This window comes from Pseudomonas putida, from assembly GCA_041071465.1.
Lineage (GTDB): Bacteria > Pseudomonadota > Gammaproteobacteria > Pseudomonadales > Pseudomonadaceae > Aquipseudomonas > Aquipseudomonas putida_P.
Genome location: CP163498.1, coordinates 5,959,872 through 5,978,348 on the forward strand (window position 1 = coordinate 5,959,872; position 18,477 = coordinate 5,978,348).

Sequence of the window (18,477 nt, forward strand, 5' to 3'; positions counted from 1 at the left end):
GCCATGTCCATTGAATTCGTCGGCATGATCTTCCCCCGCCAGTGGTCCGAGACCCGTGGCGTGCGCACAGCGGACTTCGACCTGCCGTTCATTCGTCACCACGCCCGCGCCCATGAGCATGCCGGGTTCGACCGGGTGCTGATCGCCAGCGGCCCAGGCAGCGCCGACAGCCTGCAGATTGCCGCCTATGCGGCCGCGCACACCGAACGCCTGGGTTTCATGATCGCCCACCGCCCGGCCCTGACAGCGCCAACGGTGGCCGCACGGGCATTCGCCACCCTCGACCATACCACCGGCGGCGGGCGCATCCGCTTGCACGCAATTACCGGTATTACCGCCGAGCCGCAAGAAGGTGACACCCTGCTGGACAAGACCGAGCGCTACCGGCGTGCCGACGAGTACCTCGAGATTGTCCGCCGCACCTGGACCGCCGAGGAACCGTTCGACTTCGAGGGCCGCTACTTCAACATCAAAGGTGCTTTTTCACCGGTCAAACCGTTGCAGCAGCCGCATATCCCGATTTCCTTCGGTGGCTCGTCCGATATCGCCTACCAGATCGCCGTCAAGCATGCGGATTTGTATGCCCTGTGGGGTGAGCCGCTGAGCGGTGTTGCCGAGCAGATCGGCAAACTCAAGGCGGCCGCGGCCGCCGCAGGCGTAGCCGCACCCAGGATTAGTCTGTCGGTGCGGCTGATTTTGGCTGCCACCGAAGAACAGGCCTGGCAGCGCGCCGAACAGATCCTCGCGCAGATCAAAGCCAACCCGCAGTTTGCGGCAGACAGCCCGTGGCAGAAGCGTATCAAAGGCACCGGTTCCGAGCGCCTGCTCGCTGCCGCCGCCCGCGCCGACCGGCATGATCGGGCGTTGTGGATGCCGACGGCGACCGCAGTGGGTGCCTATGGCGATACCACTGCGCTGGTGGGCACGCCGGAAACGGTGGCCCAGGCGTTGCTCGATTATGTCGACCTAGGGGTGACCACTTTTCTCAACCGCGGTTATGACCCGCTGTATGACACGGTGGATTACGGGCGCTGGGTGATTCCGGCGGTGCGCGAGGAAGTGCGGCGGCGGCAGGCGCAGTTTGTGGGGTGAGGATGGGGTGTATGGGTTGGGGTTGCGTGTCGGCTTCTGGGTTCATGGCTTGGGGTATGCAGCACCTGTGAGATCGAGCGCCGCCCGCGCGGCGCTCGATCTCACAGGCACCAAACACCCCAAGCCATGAACCTAGAAGCCAACACGCAACCGAGGCGAATGCTCCACCAGCGTCCGGGTATACGCATCAACCGGCCTCCCAAGCACCTGCTCGGCACTCCCCTGCTCCACCACCCGCCCCTGTCGCAACACCAGCACCCGGTCGGCAATCGCCCGCACCACCCCAAGGTCATGGGTGACGAACAACAAGGTCAGCCCCTCCCCCTGCAAACGCTGTAGCAAGGCCAGAATCGACGCCTGCACCGACACATCCAGCGCCGAGGTAATCTCGTCACAAACCAGCAGCCTTGGCTCGCAGATCAACGCTCGGGCAATCGCCACACGTTGCCGTTCACCACCAGACAAGCTATGCGGGTACAAATCCGCCACCCGAGCCGGCAACGACACCCGTTCCAACACCGCCTCGACCCGACGCCGCGCCTCACCACCACGCACACCGAAAAAGTGCGCCAACGGCGCGCTGAGCGTTTGCCCGACCGTCTGCCTTGGGTTCAAGGCCCGATAAGGGTTCTGGAACACATACTGAATCTGGTGACGCAAACGGGCATCACGCTCGCGTGCGGCAAACGCCAAAGGCTCGCCGGCGTAACGCATTTGCCCCTGAACGTTCTCGCCCAGCCCGGCAATGGCCCTGGCCAGGCTGGTCTTGCCCGAACCCGATTCGCCCACCAGCGCCAGGCACTCCCCTTGCCCCACACGCAATGAAACATCGAACAGCACCTGGCGATCGTAAGCGACATCCAGCTCCCGAACCTCTAGCAACACGGCTTCGTTCGGCACCGATTCAACCTCGACAGCCGCCCCCGCAAGGGGCAGCGGTTCTTGGTGCGGCACCAGGCAGGCGACCTGATGCTTGCCGTCGAGCGTCAGCAACGACGGTTCGATCACCGAACACTCGGCCCGATGCCGGTCGCAGCGCGGCGCAAACGCACAGCCATGCGGGCGCTGCCCGGGTGCCGGCGCATGCCCGGCAATCGCCTGCAGCGGCTGACGCCGGGCAACGTCGGGGATAGCCGCGAGCAAGGCACGGGTGTAAGGGTGCGCAGGGTTGCAGAACAGCGCCTCGCGCCCGGCCACCTCCACCAGCCGCCCGGCGTACATCACCATGACCCGGTCCACCAGCTCACGCACCACGGCCAGGTCGTGGGTGACGTAAAGCGCCGCCACACCGTGTTCACGGCACAGGCGCTTGAGGGTCTGCAACACATGGGCCTGGGTGGTGACGTCCAGTGCGGTAGTAGGCTCGTCGAGCACGATCAACCGGGGCCGCAGGACGAACGCCAGCGCCAGCATCACCCGCTGTTGCTGCCCGCCAGACAGTTGGTGCGGGAAGCGCCGCAGGAAGGCGTCGTCATCGGGCAGGCCCACCTCCACCAGGGTTTCGCCGATGCGCTGACGCACAGCGTCGCGCGACAGCTTGGGCTGGTGCGCCAGCAGCGTTTCACGCAGCAAGGCCCCCAGGCGCAACGCCGGGTTCAGCGCCGTGGCTGGGTCCTGGGCCACGTAGCCGACCAGCCCGCCACGGGCCAGGCGCAAGGCTTCGCCTTCGAGTGCCAGCACCGACTGCCCTGCCACCACCACCTGCCCGCCAACAATGCGCGCGCCCTGCCGGGCATGCTGCAACAATGCCGTGGCCAAGGTGGTCTTGCCTGAGCCGGACTCGCCGACCAGGCCGACAATCTCCCCTGCCGCCAGGCTGAAGGAAACCTCGGCCAACACCTCGACCTGCCCAGCCAGTTCCACCCGCAGCTCGCTGACTTGCAACACGTCGCTGTCGACCTTCAAAGGCGCATTCATGACTGTTTCTCCCCGACCCGTGCGCTGACCCGGCCAATGCCCTCGGCGAGGATATTGGTGCCATAGGCAAACACGCCGATCAGTAACGCCGGAGCCAGCACGGCCCACGGCTGCACCAGCAAGCCGGCCTGGTTTTCATTGATCATCAGCCCCCAGTCGGCAGCAGGCGGTGCCACCCCGTAGCCCAGAAAACTCAAGCCCGACAGCATGCCCACCGCCCAGGTCAGCATGTTGCCGAAGTGCACCAGCAGGGGCGTAAGAATATTCGGCAGGATTTCCTGAAAGAGGATGCGCCAACGCGGGTAACCCATCATCTGCGCAGCCTCGACAAACTCCTGCCCGGCTACCGCCACCGCGCTGCCGCGCGCCAGGCGGATGACGCCTGGGGTGAAGGCAATGGCTACGGTCAACACGATCAGCCACGGCGCCCTGCCGAGCATGGACACGATCAGCAGCACCAGGATCAGGTCGGGAAACGCCAGCGACACATCCGCCGCCCAACTGATCGCCTGGTCCAGGCGCCGGCGCGAGAACCCGGCCAGCAAGCCCAGGCTGCCACCGACCAGCAATGCCAAGGTGGCTGCGGCAACCGACATCCACAGTACCGATAACCCGCCACTGAGCAGCCTCGATAACAGGTCATGGCCAAGAAAATCATGCCCCAGCGGCGCTCCGGCGGCCGGCGGGCCGTACACCGGCCCCACCATCGCCGTGGGAGCATGCGGCGCCAGCCAGGGGCCGAACGCGGCCAACAGCGCCACCAACAAGGTGATCACGGCGCCACGCCGTACCTGCGGGTCGGCCAGCCAACGGGATTCAGTCATGGGTCGCCTCCTGGGCAGGGGTGCTGCGCGCGCGTCGCCACCACGGGCGGATACCGCGGCGGATACGGCGGATCATCCGCACCCGGCGCGCGGTACGCAGCTTGGGGGTAAGCAATACGGTCAACAGATCAGCCAGCAGGTTGATCAGCACCACCGCCAGGGTGATGACCAGCACCACGCCCTGGATCATCGGCAGGTCGCGCATCTGGATCGCTGCGTTCAACGCCGTACCTATACCTGGGTAACTGAAGATCACCTCTGCCAGCAGGGCGCCGCCGACCAGCGTGCGCAGGGTCAGCGCCACGCCCTGGATCGCCGGGGTCAGGGCATTGGGCAACGTGTGCCGCCAGACGATGCGCCGCTCGGGGATGCCGCGCAGACGGGCGGCGATCACGTACTCGGACTCCAGCGCCTCGATCATCGAGGCACGCACCATGCGCGTCAGGTACGGCAGTGCCGACAAGCTCAGGGCCACTACCGGCAGCACCAACGATTGCCATTGCCGCCACAACGGCAACTGCGGGTCAAGGATCGACACCGCCGGCAGCCAGCCCATGCCCGGCATGGAAAACACCAGCACCAGGCCGATGGCCAGCAAAAAGCCCGGCGTGGCCTTGAGCAGAATCAACGCCGACAACCCCCAGCGGTCCAGCCGGCTATCGCGGCGCAGGGCCAGGCTCACGCCCAGCAGCAGCGCCATCGGCACCACCAGCGCCAGCACCCCGGCCAACAAGGCCAGGGTATGGCCCAACCGGCCAAACAGCAGCTGCGCCACGGGTACCTGGGAGTCCAGCGAAATGCCCAGATCGCCGCCCAATGCGGCGCCCAGCCAGCGCAGGTATTGCACCAGGATCGGCTGGTCGAGGCCCAGTTGGCGTTGCAGGGTGAGGATACTGTCCAGCGGCGCATCCGGGCCAAGAATCACCCGCGCCGGGTCCGAGGGCAGCGCCTGGGTGGCGACGAACACCACCAGGGTGATCACCCACGCGGTGAGCAGGCCATAGCCCAGTCGGCCGATGAACCAGGCCAGCCATGCCGGTGTGCGGGGCGTGTGTCGTGTATCAGGCATTGGGGTTCAACCAGAGTTCGTCAAAACGCCAGGAGGCGAAGGTGGTCTGTTCCGGGGTGAGCCCGCCCACCTTGGCCGACGCGGCATCGAGCACGTCGGAAAAGCCCCAGACCAGCAACCCACCACGTTCGTGCTGGATGGTTTGGGCTTCATGCACCAAGGCCTTGCGCAATGCCAAGTCAGGCTGGGCCAGGGCTTGCTGGAACAGGTTGGTAAAGCGCGGGTCGTGGAAATTGCTGCGGTTGTAGATGGCCTGCGGTGCATCGTTGTGCAACGCCGAGGCGAGAAAGCCGCGCGCCGGAGTCGAGCCCGGCGACAGCTGCCATTGCTCACGCTGCGGGCCATTGAAGACGGACCCATCCACCTGATTGACCTTCACCTGCACCCCGGCTTTCAAAGCCTGCTGAGCGAACACCAGCGCGGCGTTGACACCGGCCCCCGGCGTGGTTGTCAGTTCGACACGCAAATCGCTCTGCCCGGCCTGACGCAGCAGCGAACGGGCCTGGTCCAGGTCGTAGGGGCGCTGGGCGATGGCATGGTTGAAGGTGGGGTCATGGGGCGAATACAGGTCATTGGCCACCCGCCCAAAACCATTCAGGCCACGCGCCACCAACTCCTGGCGGTCGGCCAGCAGGCGGAACGCCTGGCGCACCCGCACATCCTGAAACGGCGCCTTGGCCATGTTCAGGTTGAAGCCGGTGAACGAGGTGGTCGGCGAGGCATACAGCCGCAGCCGTGGGTCGGCCTTGAGCAACGCACTGTGCTCGGCCTGCACACCACTGGCCACGTCGATCTGCCCGGCACGCAGCGCTGCGGCCCGCGAGACCTGGTCCTTGAATTCGATGATTTCCAGCTCATCCGCATAGGGACGGTTGGGCTTGTAGTAGTTTTCGAAGCGGGTGTAGAGCGAGCGCTGGCCGGGGATGAAGCTTTTCAGCCGGTACGGGCCGGCACCGACCGGGTTGGTCACCGGGTGGTAGTCAGTGGGCACGATGCCGCCGAAGCTGATCAAGGTTTCGTCCAGGGGGTAGAAGCTTTGCCCCTGCTTGAAGCGAATTTCGAGGGTGCGCGCGTCCAGCTTGCGCAAAGCCTGCCGATCGATGGCGCCGACCAGCCCGGCAAATGGCGAGGCCAGTTGCGGGTCGGTCAGGCGCAGGATCGAGAACAGCATGTCATCGGCGGTGATACTTTTGCCGTGGTGAAATTCCAGCCCAGGCTTCAGCCGGATGGTCCAGGCACTGGCATCGGCGTTCGGCTCGGCGAACTCGGCCAGTGCCAGGCGCGTGCTGACATCAGCATTCCATTCCCAGCACTTGGCGTACAACGCCCAGCCGCGGATGATGCCGCCACCCACCGGTTTGTGCGCATCGAGGTTACCGGCCTGGTCACCGTCGATAATGCCCACCCGCAGTCGCCCGCCACGCACCGGCGTGCCCGTCGGCACCGCGCTGGCGGTTGCTGGGGCGCCGCTGTCGCAGCCGCTGAGCAACCCGCCGCCAAGCAGCAGGCTGCCGCCAACGGCCAGGCTGTTGCCGAGAAACACCCGGCGCGAAAACAGCTCGCTCATCACCCTCTCCTTACGCCGGTTGTGCCACGGGCGGCTTGCCGGCCGCAGCCAGGCGCGGCACCTCGAAGCCATGGTCCAGGTCCAGCAGCGGGAACAGCAGGTCAGCCACCCGGTGCGCTTCATCGATCAGCGGGAAACCCGAGAGGATGAATGCCGACGTGCCCTGGGCCTCGTACTCACGAATGCGCTCGGCGACCTGCTCGGCGCTGCCAACCAGGTAGGTGCCGGCAGCCGGGCCGAGGATGTTGAAGCCAAACAGGCTGGGGCCTAGCCAGACATTGGGGTAGATCTCCAGTTCGCGGGCCGTGGGCAGGCGCCCGGCGCGGATGCTGTCGAGGTTGCGCTGAATGCGCGGGTCGTCGCTGACGTAGCTGTCGAAGGTTTGCCCCGGCGGCAGCTGGCGCTCGATGGCAGCACGCGCGGTGGCCAGCGAGGTGCGCTGCAACAGGCGCTCGGCGTGGGCCCAGGCTTCTTCTTCGGTCTCGCGCACGATCACCTGCAGGCGGGTGCCGTAGGTCAGCTCACGGCCGATCTTCGCCGCCTCGGCCGCCACCCGGCGAAACTTGTCGCCGAGCTTTTGCGGGGTGTCGGCGAAGCTCAGGTAGACATCGAGCAGTTGCACCGAATGGGCCACGCCCGGCGCCGACGTACCAGCGCCCCACAGCGGGATGCCAGGCGTTTGCTTCGGTGGGTGCCAGCCGCCCAGCGGGTGATGGGCGGCAGCTGGCGAACGGGGTGAAAGCTTGACGTAACGGCCGTCGTAACCCGCGGTGTCTCCGGCGTAGAAACGTTGGAAGGCGCGCCAATACTCCAGACTGAAGTCGTAGCGCTCATCGTGCGGATAATGCACGCCCAAGGTGGCCAGGCCAGCGTCGTTGCCGTTGACCACGTTGAACAGCAGACGGCCGTTGGAAAACTGGTCGAAGGTGAGTGCCCATTTGGCCAACACTGCTGGCGACAGCTCGCCGGGGTGCTGGGCGACCAGGAAGCGCAGGCGCTGGGTGGCGTCGATCAGCGCTGCCGACACAGCCAGGCTTTCGTTGGGGCTGGAGCCGAGCAGCGAGCCATAGTAGCCCAGGCGGTCAGCGGCGATGGCCAACTGCTTGAGGTGCTCGAAATCGGTGTGCCAGCGGCCTTCGGGCTCCCAGGGATAGGGGCCGTCGGGGGTGGTGAGGTACCAGAGGATCTTTACTGCCATGGGGTGAGTCCTTGTTTCAGGTAAGAGCGGCCTTGTGTCGCGACAGGGGCGCGCAGCGCCCCCAGCGATCTGCTCAGCTACGTCGATCGATGCCAGGCACCAAGCCCAGCTCGGTAGCGCGCTCATACAACCCGCTCATCTTCCACTGCTGGGTCAGCACCCCCGGCCCATAAGGCCGCGACCCACCCAAGGCGTCCGCCAACAGCTGAATCTGCGCGCCCTCCTCCAGCAACAGGATGAACTCCGCCGTGGCCCGCAACCCCTGCTTGCCCCACACCGTGGCGCCGCCGTTGGCTTCCAGGATCGCCAGGTTGAACGGGTTCTCGACGATCTTGTCGAGAATGAAGTCCACCTCGGCCTGGCGCCGGTCGATGTACACCGGCAGCTCGCGGGCCAGTTGGTAGCGCTGCACCGGCACATAGTGGAACGGCAAGGTACGGTGGGTCTGGGCCCAGGCGCCGAGGTACGGGCTGTGCACGTGTGACACGGTGGTGATGTCGGCGTGGGTCTGGAACAGCTTGGTGTAACGGCCCAGGCCACCTTTGCCCTTGCCGACGATGACGTTGCCGGAAAAGTCGGTCACCGTGGCCTGCAGTGGCTTGTGGTGGTTCCACGGGCCGCCGTAGTTGACCGCTACCAGCAGTTCTTCACCGGGCACCCGCTCGATAAAGCCGACCGTGCCATTGGCTGTGATGGTGTTGGTTTCGCGAAAGACGCTGAAGGCCGCTTGCGCTTCGGCCACCACCTGGTCGATGAAGGTTTGCAGTTCGGCAGTGATGGGGCGTTCGTTGATCAGTACGGTCATGTTCAATCTCCGGTCAGGTCAGGCGCGGCGCTGGGCCAGCAGTTCATGGGCAGCTTGCAGGGGCCGCGGGTCGACCCAGTCGGCGATGGCGAAGTCGGCTTCGAGGAAGCCGTGCAGGTAGAGGAAATCTTTTTGTGTGCCAAGGAAGGCCAGGCGCTGCTCGGACAGGTCTGGCGCCAGGGTGGTGTGGAAATCGCCACGGTAGGCGTCAGCCACGCCTTGGCTGCCAGCGCGGGTTTCTTCTTCGAGGATGCGATTGAGCGCGGCACGGTTGCCGGCTGCCCATTCGGCAGCACGCAAGGTCTGAGCAAGGAAGCGCACCACCAGGTCAAAATGGTTGTCGAGCAGGCGCTGGTGCACGGTGATCGGGCGCGGTGTACCGTTGTTGATGCGGTGGCGTGGGTCGGGCAGCAGGTCGAGGTCGACGCCGACCACCAGGCCCAACCGGCGTGCCGCATCAGCCGCTGCCGCGCCCTTCACGTACACCGCATCGACGTCACCGCGCGCCAGGTACTCCAGCCCCGACCACAGCCGTTGCAGGCCCAACTGCGGGGTGGCGGCGTCGGCCTGGTCAAGCAGAGCCACTTCCACCAACTGCACGTCATCCAGGTGCAGGCCAGCCGAAGCCAGGGCGCCTTTGTAGCCGTGCAGGCTCATGGCCCGAGCGATGCTGCCGGGGCGGCTGTCGCCCCAGGCCGGCAGGGCCAGGCGTTTGCCGCGCAGGTCGGCGGCGCTGCGAATACCGGAGTCTGGGCGGACCAGAATGGTTTGCCATTCCTCGATCCAGGTCAGGCCGATCAGCCGGCTGGGCGAGCCTGCAGCGCGCGCCGCCAACGCCGGTACGTTGCCGCCTTCGCGCAGCAGCCCAGGCAGCTGGTGATCGTAATGGTGATGGCCCAGCTGGCGGGCCTCCTGCAAGGTCGAGACCGGCAGGCCGTCGGGGGCGAACTCTTGTTCCAGCCAGCCGAGCTTGTAGGCGATGCCAGAGGCGGTAGGCACGGGGCAGCGGGTGAACCAGATGCGCTCCAGGGCGGACGGGTCGTCCGCCAGGCGTTTTGCGGTGGGGGTTGCGAGGGTCATGGGGAGGCTCCTTGGGCGTCGTGCAAGCACCATTGCAGTGTGCGTGCCAACCGCTAGAAGCCTTGATTTACGTGGGGTTGGCTGTTGTGACAGGGCGCATGGTGCTGGATTGGGAGCAAGATTGCGGGTGGGGTGCTGCCAGATCAGCAAGGCGGCTGCTGCTGGGGCAGCAAAAAGTTGTAGAGACCGCGCAGGATGGGGCTTGAAGAGGGGGTGGCAAAGATATTGCTCAAGGGCTTGGGACCGCGCCAAGGCGCACTGGCCCCTTCAGACCTACCCGAGACCTCTTCATGAGCGCCATAGAACCCTCCCCCGCCCGCCGCCTCACCAGCGAAGCTCAAGCCATCGAAGCCGCCCGCCAGGTTGCTGCACAAATCGCCGAGCTGGCCGCCGACCCGCGCAACAACGGCCAGCTCCCCCACCGCCAAGCCGAGCTGTTATCCAGCAGCGGCCTGACCGCCATCGCCGTGCCGGCCGAATTCGGCGGCCTGGGTGCCTCGGTGCAGACCGTGGTCGAAACCGTGCGCCTGGTTTCCACCGCCGACGGCGGCGTCGGCCAACTGCTGCAGATTCACAACGTGATGCTGCGCGGCATCTTCACCGGCTACCCGGATGAAGTACGCGACCGGCTGATTGCCGACGTGCTGGCTGGCAAGCGCTTCGGCAATGCCCTGGCCGAAATCGGCGGCAAGAACAAGTTCGCCCTCAAGACCCGCGTCGAGCGCCGCGCCGACGGCCAGTGGGTACTCAACGGCAGCAAGTTCTACTCCACCGGCTCCTACCTGGCCGAGTGGATCTCGCTGACTGCCGCCAGCGAAGACGGCGGCGTCGGTGTGCTGCTGCACCGCGACACCCCCGGCTTGACCCTGGTCGATGACTGGCAGGCCTTCGGGCAGCAAAACTCGGTGAGCGGCACGGTGAAGTTCGACGATATCGTGCTCGACGAACGCTACCTGACCCGCCGCAGCGGGCCGATGAAACGCACCGGTCTGACCTTCCCGCAGATCCTCCACGCGGCCATCGACACCGGCATCGCCGCAGGCGCATTGCAGGCGGCGGTCGAGTACCTGCGCGAACATGCCCGCGCCTGGGTGGAAAGCGGCGTCGAGCGCGCCAGTGACGAGCCGCATGTGATTCGCCAGGTCGGCGAGTATGCCGTGGCGCTACGCGGCGCCGAGTCGGTGCTGCGCGAAGCGGCGCGGGTGTTCGACGAACACGAGCGCGATCCGCAGAACAAGGCGTTGCAGGATGAGCTGATCTTGTCGGTGGCTACCGCCCGTGCGCATTCCGATGCGGCGTCGCTGAAAATTTCCAGCGACCTGTTCTCGCTGCTGGGGGCCAGCGCTTCGCTCAGCAAGTGGAACCTCGACCGCTTCTGGCGCAATGCCCGGGTGCACACCACCCACGACCCGATCCGCTGGCGCCTGCACAACGTCGGCAACTACTACCTGAACGGGGCGGATCCCGGGGAGTACACGGCTGTGCTCAATGCCAAGGAGAACCAGGGCGCTACACGCCGCTGAAATGGGGTTTGGGCGGGGGCGCTTTGCGCCCCTATCGCGACACAAGGCCGCTCCTACAAGGGGCGGCGTCGCATTCTGATCGAGCATTTACATGAACCACCCTCTTCTTCGGGCCTTGGCCATCTATCGCGAAATGCCTTGGCGCTTCGCCTTGGTCACAGCCTTGTACATTGCCGGCAACCTCGGCTTGGCCTGGCAACAGTGGCTGATCGGCCACGCGGTCGACGATGTCAGCAGCGGCCGCGCCGTACAGCGCCTGGCCGATGGCAGCCTGGACGCCAGCATAGCCTGGCACTGGCTGTGGCTGCTGCTGGCCATTGCCCTGGGGCGCGGCCTGTTGCAATACGCCGCCGCCGTGTTGTCACTGGTACTCAGCCAAGCCCTGCTCACGCGCCTGCGTGAGCGCATCCTCAGCCAGGTGCAGTACCTGCACCTGGGCTACCACTGGCGCCACGGCATGGGTGAACTGGTTACCCGCACCACCCGCGATGCCGACAAGGTGCGCGACGCGCTGATCACCTTCTGGCGGCAGATCATCGAAACGCCGCTGGTGGTGATCGCCGCCGTTGGCCTGTTGAGCTGGTACGACCCGCTGTTGGGCCTGGTGCCCTTGTTGCTGACCGGTGCCGGGCTGTGGCTGTTCGTGGTACAGACCGACCGCCTGGTCACCCTCGACCGTGCCGTGGGCGCCGCCTACGACCAAGTCAGCCAGGACCTGGCCGAAGGCATTGGTGGGGTGCGGGTAATCAAGGCCTTCGGCCTGGAAAAGCAGCGCATCGCCCGTTTTGCCAGCCAGGTCGAGGTGTTCACCGGCCATGCTCGCACCGCCCTCGCCTACGCCAGCTCGCGCATTCCGCTGCCGCAGGCGGTGGTGGCGCTGGGGCATGTGTGGATCCTGGTCTATGGTGCCCAGCGCGTGGCAGCCGGCGCGCTGGGCATCGGCGAGCTGGTCACCTCGCTGCTGGTGGCGACCACGCTGGTGTTCCGTATCGAAGGCATTGGCCGGGTGATGCAGACGTTTGCCGATGCCCGCGCCAGCGCCGAACGCATCTGGCAGTTGCTGGACGAGCGCCCGGCCATCATTGGCGGCCATGCCGCCCTGCCCGCCGGGCCGTTGGGGCTGAAGCTCAACCAGGTACACGTCAGTGCTGCAGAAGCGGGCCGGCACATCCTGCACGACTGCTCGCTGACCCTGCGACCCGGCGAAGTGGTGGCGCTGGTCGGCGCCACCGGCACCGGCAAAAGCCTGCTGGCCAGCCTGCTGCCACGCCTGGCCGATGTGCAAAGCGGTAGCGTGCAGGTCGGTAGTGACAGTACCGGTTGGCATGACCTGCGCGACCTCGACCTGGCCGACCTGCGCCGCCGCGTGCAGGTACTGCCGCAGGAGAGCTTTCTGTTCTCTGACAGCCTGGCCGCCAACTTGCGCATGGCCGCACCGCAGGCCAGCGACGCGCAGTTGCGTGAAGCCTTGCGCCTGGCCGCCGCCGAGGATGTGCTGGAGCGCCTGCCACACGGCCTGGACACCCCGCTGGGCGACCGTGGCGTGACCCTGTCCGGCGGCCAGCGCCAACGCCTGTGCCTGGCCCGCGCGCTGCTTGGGGCACCCGATATCCTCTGCCTGGACGACGCCACCAGCGCCTTGGATGCACTGGGCGAACGCCAGGTACTGCACAACATCCGCCGCCTGCACAGCACAAGTGGCCAAGGCCCGACCTTGCTGCTGATCACCAGCCGCCTGTCCACCCTGCTGCTGGCCGACCGCGTGCTGATGCTGGAAAACGGCCGCATCGGTGCCTCCGGTAGCCATGCCGAACTGAGCACGCACAACGCCCATTACCGCGACCTGCTGGGGATCGACCATGACTGATGTGCAGCACACCCCTGCCAGCGATATCGACACCGAGCAACGCCTGGCCCGGCAGGCGCTGGACCGTGGCATGTTCCACCGCCTGCTGCCGCTGCTACGGCCTGTTCGCGGGCAGATCCTGGCAGTGATCGGCATCGAACTGCTGCTGGTGTTCACCGTGTTCCTGCGCCCGTGGTTCGTGCGCGAACTGCTGGACAATGGCCTGGTGCCCAGCGCCGACCACTGGCTGCTGGATGAGCGCCTGGTGCTGTGGTTGGGCCTGGGGCTGGCGGCGAGCTGGCTGGGGCGTTTTCTGCTGGCCGGGGTGTCGCAGTTCGTTGCCGGACGCGCTGCCATCGGCGTGCTGAACGCGCTGCGGGTGAAGGTGTTTGCCCATGTGCAGGCGCTGTCGGTGAGCTATTTCGACCAGACCCGCGCCGGGCGCATCATTTCCCGCGCCGACCGTGACGTGGATGCGCTGGAGCCGCTGCTGGTGCAAGGTCCGCCGGAGCTGCTGGGTGCCTTGCTGCGCTGCGGCCTGGCGGCGGTGATGCTGTGGCGCATCGAGCCCAGTTTCTTCTACAGCCTGGCCGCCACAGTGCCGCTGCTGGCCGTGGCCACCTGGCGTTTCAAGCGCGTGTCGCAACGCAACTGGGCCAAGGTGGCCGAACAACGCAGCCGCTTCACCGCGCACCTGGTAGAAAGCGTCAGCGGGGTGCGGCTGATCCAGCAGTGCGGGCAAGAGCAGCGCAACCAGGCGCGTTACCGGCGCCTGCTGGAGGACTTCAACCAAGCGCTGATTCGCGGCAGCCTGCGCGCCGGCTGGTTCGCCCCGTTCACCGCATTGCTGAGCACCACCGGCATGGCGGTACTGCTGCTGGTCGGCGCCCATGGCCTGGCCGAGGGCAAGGTGAGTGTGGGCCAGGTGGCCGAAAGCCTGTTCTACGTGTTCCTGTTCCTTGGGCCATTGCAGGAGCTGTCGGACCTGTTCGAGCGCTATGCCACCGGCAGTGCCTCGGCCCAGCGCATCTTCCTGCTGCTCGACACCCGCCCGCAGGTGCTCGACCCTCCGGTACAGCAGGCGCTGGCCCGTGCGCGCGGCCAGGTGGACTTCGACAGCGTCGGTTTTGCTTACGCACCCAACAGCCCCCGGCCTGTGATCGATGGGCTCGACCTGCATATCCGCGCCGGTGAGGTGCTGGCCATCGTCGGCCCCTCCGGGCATGGCAAGAGCACGCTGGTGCAGCTGCTGACACGCTTCTACGAAGTGCAGCAAGGCGCCATCAGGCTCGATGGCATCGACCTGCGCGCACTGGCCCAGCACGATCTGCGGCGCAACGTGGGCGTGGTGTTGCAGGACAACGTGCTGTTCAGTGGCAGCATCCTCGACAACCTGCGCCTGGCCGCGCCCGACGCCGACGACGCGCAGTTGGTGGCCGCCGCCCGCGAGCTGGGTGCCGACGAAGTGCTGGAACGCCTGCCGCAGCGCTACCACACCGAAGTCGGCCCACTGGGCGCGCACCTGAGCCATGGCCAGCGGCAGTTGGTGTGCCTGGTGCGGGCGTACTTGGCCGACCCGGCGGTGCTGGTGCTCGACGAAGCCACCTCGGCGGTGGACGTGCACACCGAGCGGCGTATCCAGCGCGCCCTGCGTCGACTGTGCCAAGGGCGTACCGCAATCATCATCGCCCATCGCCTGGCGACCATCCGCGATGCCGACCGGATTGCCGTGGTGAAGCATGGGCGGGTGGTGGAGCAAGGGGCGCATGCCGATCTGATCGGGCGTAGCGGTGCTTATGCAGCGCTGTACGAAGCCTATCTGCGCAGCGCCGGGGAGGTTGCAACCGAAGCTGCGCATTAACGCTATCCCTGTAGGAGCGGCCTTGTGTCGCGATGGGCCGCAAAGCGGCCCCGGCAATCTTCGCGGCAAAGCTGGAGATCTGGGGCCGCTGCGCGCCCAATCGCGACACAAGGCCGCTCCTACAGGTTGATTTGCACTCGTGCTGCTACCCCAGCATCCATTGCTGGCGCACTGCTGCCACAGCAGCACCCCTCTCCCCGCTAGCGCCTCAATCCCCCGCCCCACAGGCCATGCGCCACGCATGGCACAGCCGTTGCACCACCCTCTCCATCCGCACACTCTCCCCCTTCAGGAGCCCCCATGACCACCGAATTCTTCTGGCGCCTGCCCTTGGGCACCGACGGCCCGCAGCTGTCCACCGACCGCCACAACCGTGGCAACCCTGTACACCGCCCCGGCAACATCGCCCCCGGTCGCCTGCCCGATGGCCAGGCCGACTGCTTTACCTACATCGACTACATCGCCCAGGTGGCCAAGGCCGCCGAGCTGGCCGGCTTCGAGGGGGCGCTGCTGCCCACCGGCCCGGAGCCGTGGATTGCCGCCGCCGCGCTGGCCCGCGAAACCCGCCGTATCCGCTTTTTGATCGCCTTTCAGGCCACCTGGACCCTGCCCGCCTATGCCGCCCAGCAGGCGGCCATTCTGCAAAACCTCAGCGGAGGGCGGCTGGACTGGAACATCATCACCGGCGGCAACCCGGCCAGCCAACGCGCCAATGGCGACTTCCTCGAACACGACCTGCGCTACAAGCGCACGGGCGAATTTCTCGACGTGATCCAAGGCCTGTGGACGCAAGACTCGTTCTCCTACGATGGCGACATCTACCGCCTGGAAAACGGCAGCCTGCCGCCAGGCCTGCAACACGAACGCAAACCAGGCGTGTACTTCTCCGGCTTTTCCGATGCCGCGTTGAACGTGGCCGCGCGCCATGCCGACGTGTACCTGAACTGGGCTGAACCGATCGACAAGCTCAAGCCGCATATCGAACGGGTACGCGAGCTGGCCGACAAACAGGGTCGCACGGTGCGCTTCGGCCTGCGCGTCGACCTGTTCGCCCGCGAAACCGAAGAGCAGGCCTGGCGCGAGCTGCGCCAGCAGTTCGAGCGCCTGGAAGGCAAGGCCAGCAGCACGGCGAAAAACTTCATCACCGGCTCCGACTCGGTCGGCGGCGCGCGCCAGGCCGCGTATCACCAGGGCTTGCAGGGTTTCGACGAACTAATCCTGGCACGCAACCTGTGGGCCGGCTTCGCCAAGGCCAAGCCTGGCCCAACCGTGGGCCTGGTGGGCAGCCACCAGAACATCGCCGAGCGCCTGGCCGAATACCGCGATGCCGGTTTCAGCACCTTCATCCTCGCCGCCAACCCGCACCTGGAAGAAGCCCTGCGCATCGGCCAGGAAGTGCTGCCGCTGGTGCAACAGGCCACCCCTACCCTTTTGCAGGCCAGCGCCTGACCCCGACCGGAGCCCGAACATGAGCCAACCCCTCGATACCTTGTGGTACACCCGTTGTCCGGTGCCCACGGGCCTTGGCATTGCCGTGCAGCAAGGCTGGCTGCAGGAGGACCTGGCCAGCCTTGGCACCCAGGTGCAGTCGCTACGCGAAGCCGAGCAGCAGGCCGTGCGTGAATCGCACTTTGACCACAGCCTGCTGAACTCGGTACGTCATGGCGGCAGCATCCCGGCCATCTGGGCCCGCGCCCAGGGCCGCGATACCCGCGTGATCGGCCTGTCGTGGGCCGATGAGGCGCAGTTGATCCTGACCCGACCACACAGCGGCATCCACACCGTCAAAGACCTCAAGGGCAGGCGCTTCGGCCTGCCCGACTGGGCTGCGGCGCAAATCGACTTCACCCGTGCCCAGGCCCTGCGCGGCCTGGAAAACGCCTTGAAACTCGAAGGGCTGCAAGTGGGCGACGTAGCGTTGGTCAACTACCGCTACGACGGCACCTTCAGCGACCGCCCAGTGCGCAACGTGGCCGGCACTCCGGTATCCAGCACCCAGAGCGAAGGCCGTAACCTGGAGCTGGCCGGCCTGCTGCGCGGCGAGGTGGACGCGATCTTCCTCAAAGGTGCCAGCGCCGTGCAACTGGCCCACGCCTTTGCCCTGCGCACGGTGATCGACACCGGCAGCCACCCCGACCCGCTGATCCGCAGCAACAATGGCACACCGCGCACCCTGGCGGTGGACAGCCACCTGCTGGCGCAGCACCCGCAGGTGGTGCACACGCTTCTTGGCTCGGTGCTGCGCGCCGAGCGCTGGGCCCATCAGCACCCGGATGAAACCCGCCGCTACCTGGCGCGGGAAACCAACAGCAGCGAGTACTGGGTGCAAGTGGCCTACGGCATTGACGCCCACCTGCGCCTGAGCACCCGCCTGGACGATCAGGCCATTACCGCCTTGCAGGACTTTGTCGAGTTCCTCGAACGCTGGCGCTTCATCCCGGCGCGCTTCGAGGTGCGCGACTGGATCGCCCAGCAACCACTGGACCAGCTGCTGGCCCCCACCTCCATGGAAAGGAAACCCGTTACCCCATGACCAAGCCCCTGGAAACCCTCTGGTACACCCACAGCCCGGTGCCCACCGGCCTCGGCATTGCCGTGCAGTCGGGGCGCCTGGCTGAGGCCTTTGCGCCGTTCGGCACCAACATCCAGTCGCTGCGCGAATCCAGCGAACGCGAGGTGCGCGAGGCCCATTACGACCACCACCTGCAGAACTCGGTGCGCCACGGCGGCAACATCCCGGCGATCTGGGCCTATGCCAGCGGCGTCGATACCCGCGTGCTGGGGCTGTCGTGGAGTGATGAGGTGCAGCTGATCCTCACCACCGAAGAAAGCGGCGTACGCAGCATCCGCGACCTGAAAAACCGTCGCTTCGGCATACCCAAGTGGGCCAACGTGCAGATCGATTTCACCCGTGCCCAGGCCCTGCGCGGGCTGGAAAACGCCCTGAAGCTCGAAGGCCTGGCCGTTGCCGATGTCGAATTGGTCGACTACCCCTACGGTGGCACCTACAGCGACGACGCCAAGCAGCACCTGTATGGCGCCGAAGTGAGCCTTGACACCAGCCGCTTCAGCCGCCGCAACAACGAGCTGATCGGCCTGCTACGGGGCGATATCGACGCCATCTTCCTCAAGGGCGCGCATGCCGTGCACCTGGCCCATGAGTTTGGGCTGCGCGTGGTAGTGGATACCGGCAGCCACCCCGACCCGCTGATCCGCAGCAACAACGGCACCCCGCGAACGCTGACCGTGGACCGGCACTTGCTGGAGAACCACTTCGATGCCAGCCGCACGCTGGTCGACACGGTGCTGCGCACCGAGCAATGGGCCTGGGCCAACCCGGAGGAGACCCGGCGCTTTCTGGCGCGTGAGCTGAACACCAGCGAGTACTGGGTGGCGGCGGCCTATGGCGACGATGCGCATCGGCGCTTGCGCACAACGCTGGACAGCCGCTCGATCGGGGCGTTGCAGGACTTTACCGAGTTTCTGTTCAGGTGGGGGTTCATACCCCGGCGCTTCGATGTGCGGGAGTGGATTGATTTTCGCGTGCTGGAGAGTGTGATCGGTTCGACGTCGCGGTTGGCAGTTTGAGATTTTGGGGCCGCTAAGCGGCCCCGACAATCTGAGCCCCACCACTGCTGCCCCAGCAGCACTCGCCCAGCACCCCACTGCTGCCCAATCTGCAACACAGCCCAATA

General features: G+C 66.3%; 14 protein-coding genes. 7 read left to right on the plus strand and 7 right to left on the minus strand.

The annotated features are described in order from the left end of the window. Positions 1-3 precede the first annotated feature (3 nt). Complete coding sequence (locus AB5975_27300; protein ID XDR20110.1) at positions 4-1,092, plus strand: LLM class flavin-dependent oxidoreductase; 1,089 nt, start codon at positions 4-6, stop codon at positions 1,090-1,092. A gap of 132 nt (positions 1,093-1,224) precedes the next feature. Here AB5975_27300 and AB5975_27305 read toward each other — a convergent pair whose 3' ends face one another. The 7 genes from AB5975_27305 to AB5975_27335 all read right to left on the minus strand — a co-directional run bounded on the left by AB5975_27305 (position 1,225) and on the right by AB5975_27335 (position 9,552). Next, positions 1,225-3,009 carry a dipeptide ABC transporter ATP-binding protein gene (locus AB5975_27305; GenBank protein XDR20111.1) on the minus strand — a complete coding sequence of 595 codons (1,785 nt, stop codon included), beginning with the start codon at positions 3,007-3,009 and terminating at the stop codon, positions 1,225-1,227. Then, complete coding sequence (locus AB5975_27310; protein ID XDR20112.1) at positions 3,006-3,833, minus strand: ABC transporter permease; 828 nt, start codon at positions 3,831-3,833, stop codon at positions 3,006-3,008. The genes AB5975_27305 and AB5975_27310 overlap by 4 nt, the downstream gene beginning before the upstream one ends. Then, positions 3,826-4,902, minus strand: a complete 1,077-nt coding sequence (locus AB5975_27315) for an ABC transporter permease (protein ID XDR20113.1) — start codon at positions 4,900-4,902, stop codon at positions 3,826-3,828. Before AB5975_27315 ends, AB5975_27310 begins: the two co-directional genes overlap by 8 nt. After that, entirely contained in the window at positions 4,895-6,469 is a 1,575-nt protein-coding gene (locus AB5975_27320; GenBank protein XDR20114.1) for an ABC transporter substrate-binding protein, read from the minus strand. Before AB5975_27320 ends, AB5975_27315 begins: the two co-directional genes overlap by 8 nt. Before the next feature lie 10 nt (positions 6,470-6,479). After that, positions 6,480-7,667, minus strand: coding sequence for an LLM class flavin-dependent oxidoreductase (locus AB5975_27325; GenBank protein XDR20115.1), 1,188 nt, complete (start codon positions 7,665-7,667; stop codon positions 6,480-6,482). A 73-nt stretch (positions 7,668-7,740) separates the two neighbouring features. Continuing rightward, positions 7,741-8,472: a class II aldolase/adducin family protein gene (locus tag AB5975_27330; GenBank protein XDR20116.1), complete on the minus strand. Its 732-nt coding sequence runs from the start codon at positions 8,470-8,472 to the stop codon at positions 7,741-7,743. An 18-nt stretch (positions 8,473-8,490) separates the two neighbouring features. Continuing rightward, positions 8,491-9,552, minus strand: coding sequence for an ABC transporter substrate-binding protein (locus AB5975_27335; GenBank protein XDR20117.1), 1,062 nt, complete (start codon positions 9,550-9,552; stop codon positions 8,491-8,493). Between the two features lie 290 nt (positions 9,553-9,842). On the opposite strand from AB5975_27335, the gene AB5975_27340 reads away from it, so the two are divergent. From AB5975_27340 to AB5975_27365, 6 genes are all read left to right on the plus strand, one after another. After that, positions 9,843-11,075: an acyl-CoA dehydrogenase family protein gene (locus AB5975_27340; GenBank protein XDR20118.1), complete on the plus strand. Its 1,233-nt coding sequence runs from the start codon at positions 9,843-9,845 to the stop codon at positions 11,073-11,075. Positions 11,076-11,166: 91 nt separating this feature from the next. Beyond that, entirely contained in the window at positions 11,167-12,942 is a 1,776-nt protein-coding gene (locus tag AB5975_27345; protein ID XDR20119.1) for an ABC transporter ATP-binding protein, read from the plus strand. Further along, the gene (locus tag AB5975_27350) at positions 12,935-14,782 is read left to right on the plus strand and encodes an ABC transporter ATP-binding protein (protein XDR20120.1); all 1,848 of its coding nucleotides are present in this window, start codon (positions 12,935-12,937) and stop codon (positions 14,780-14,782) included. Before AB5975_27345 ends, AB5975_27350 begins: the two co-directional genes overlap by 8 nt. A gap of 300 nt (positions 14,783-15,082) precedes the next feature. Further along, positions 15,083-16,231 (plus strand): LLM class flavin-dependent oxidoreductase, encoded by a 1,149-nt coding sequence (locus tag AB5975_27355; protein ID XDR20121.1) that lies wholly within the window; start codon positions 15,083-15,085, stop codon positions 16,229-16,231. A 19-nt stretch (positions 16,232-16,250) separates the two neighbouring features. Then, on the plus strand, positions 16,251-17,315 hold the full coding sequence (locus AB5975_27360) for an ABC transporter substrate-binding protein (GenBank protein ID XDR20122.1): 1,065 nt from the start codon (positions 16,251-16,253) through the stop codon (positions 17,313-17,315). After that, positions 17,312-18,370, plus strand: a complete 1,059-nt coding sequence (locus AB5975_27365) for an ABC transporter substrate-binding protein (protein XDR20123.1) — start codon at positions 17,312-17,314, stop codon at positions 18,368-18,370. Before AB5975_27360 ends, AB5975_27365 begins: the two co-directional genes overlap by 4 nt. The last annotated feature ends 107 nt before the right edge of the window (positions 18,371-18,477 follow it).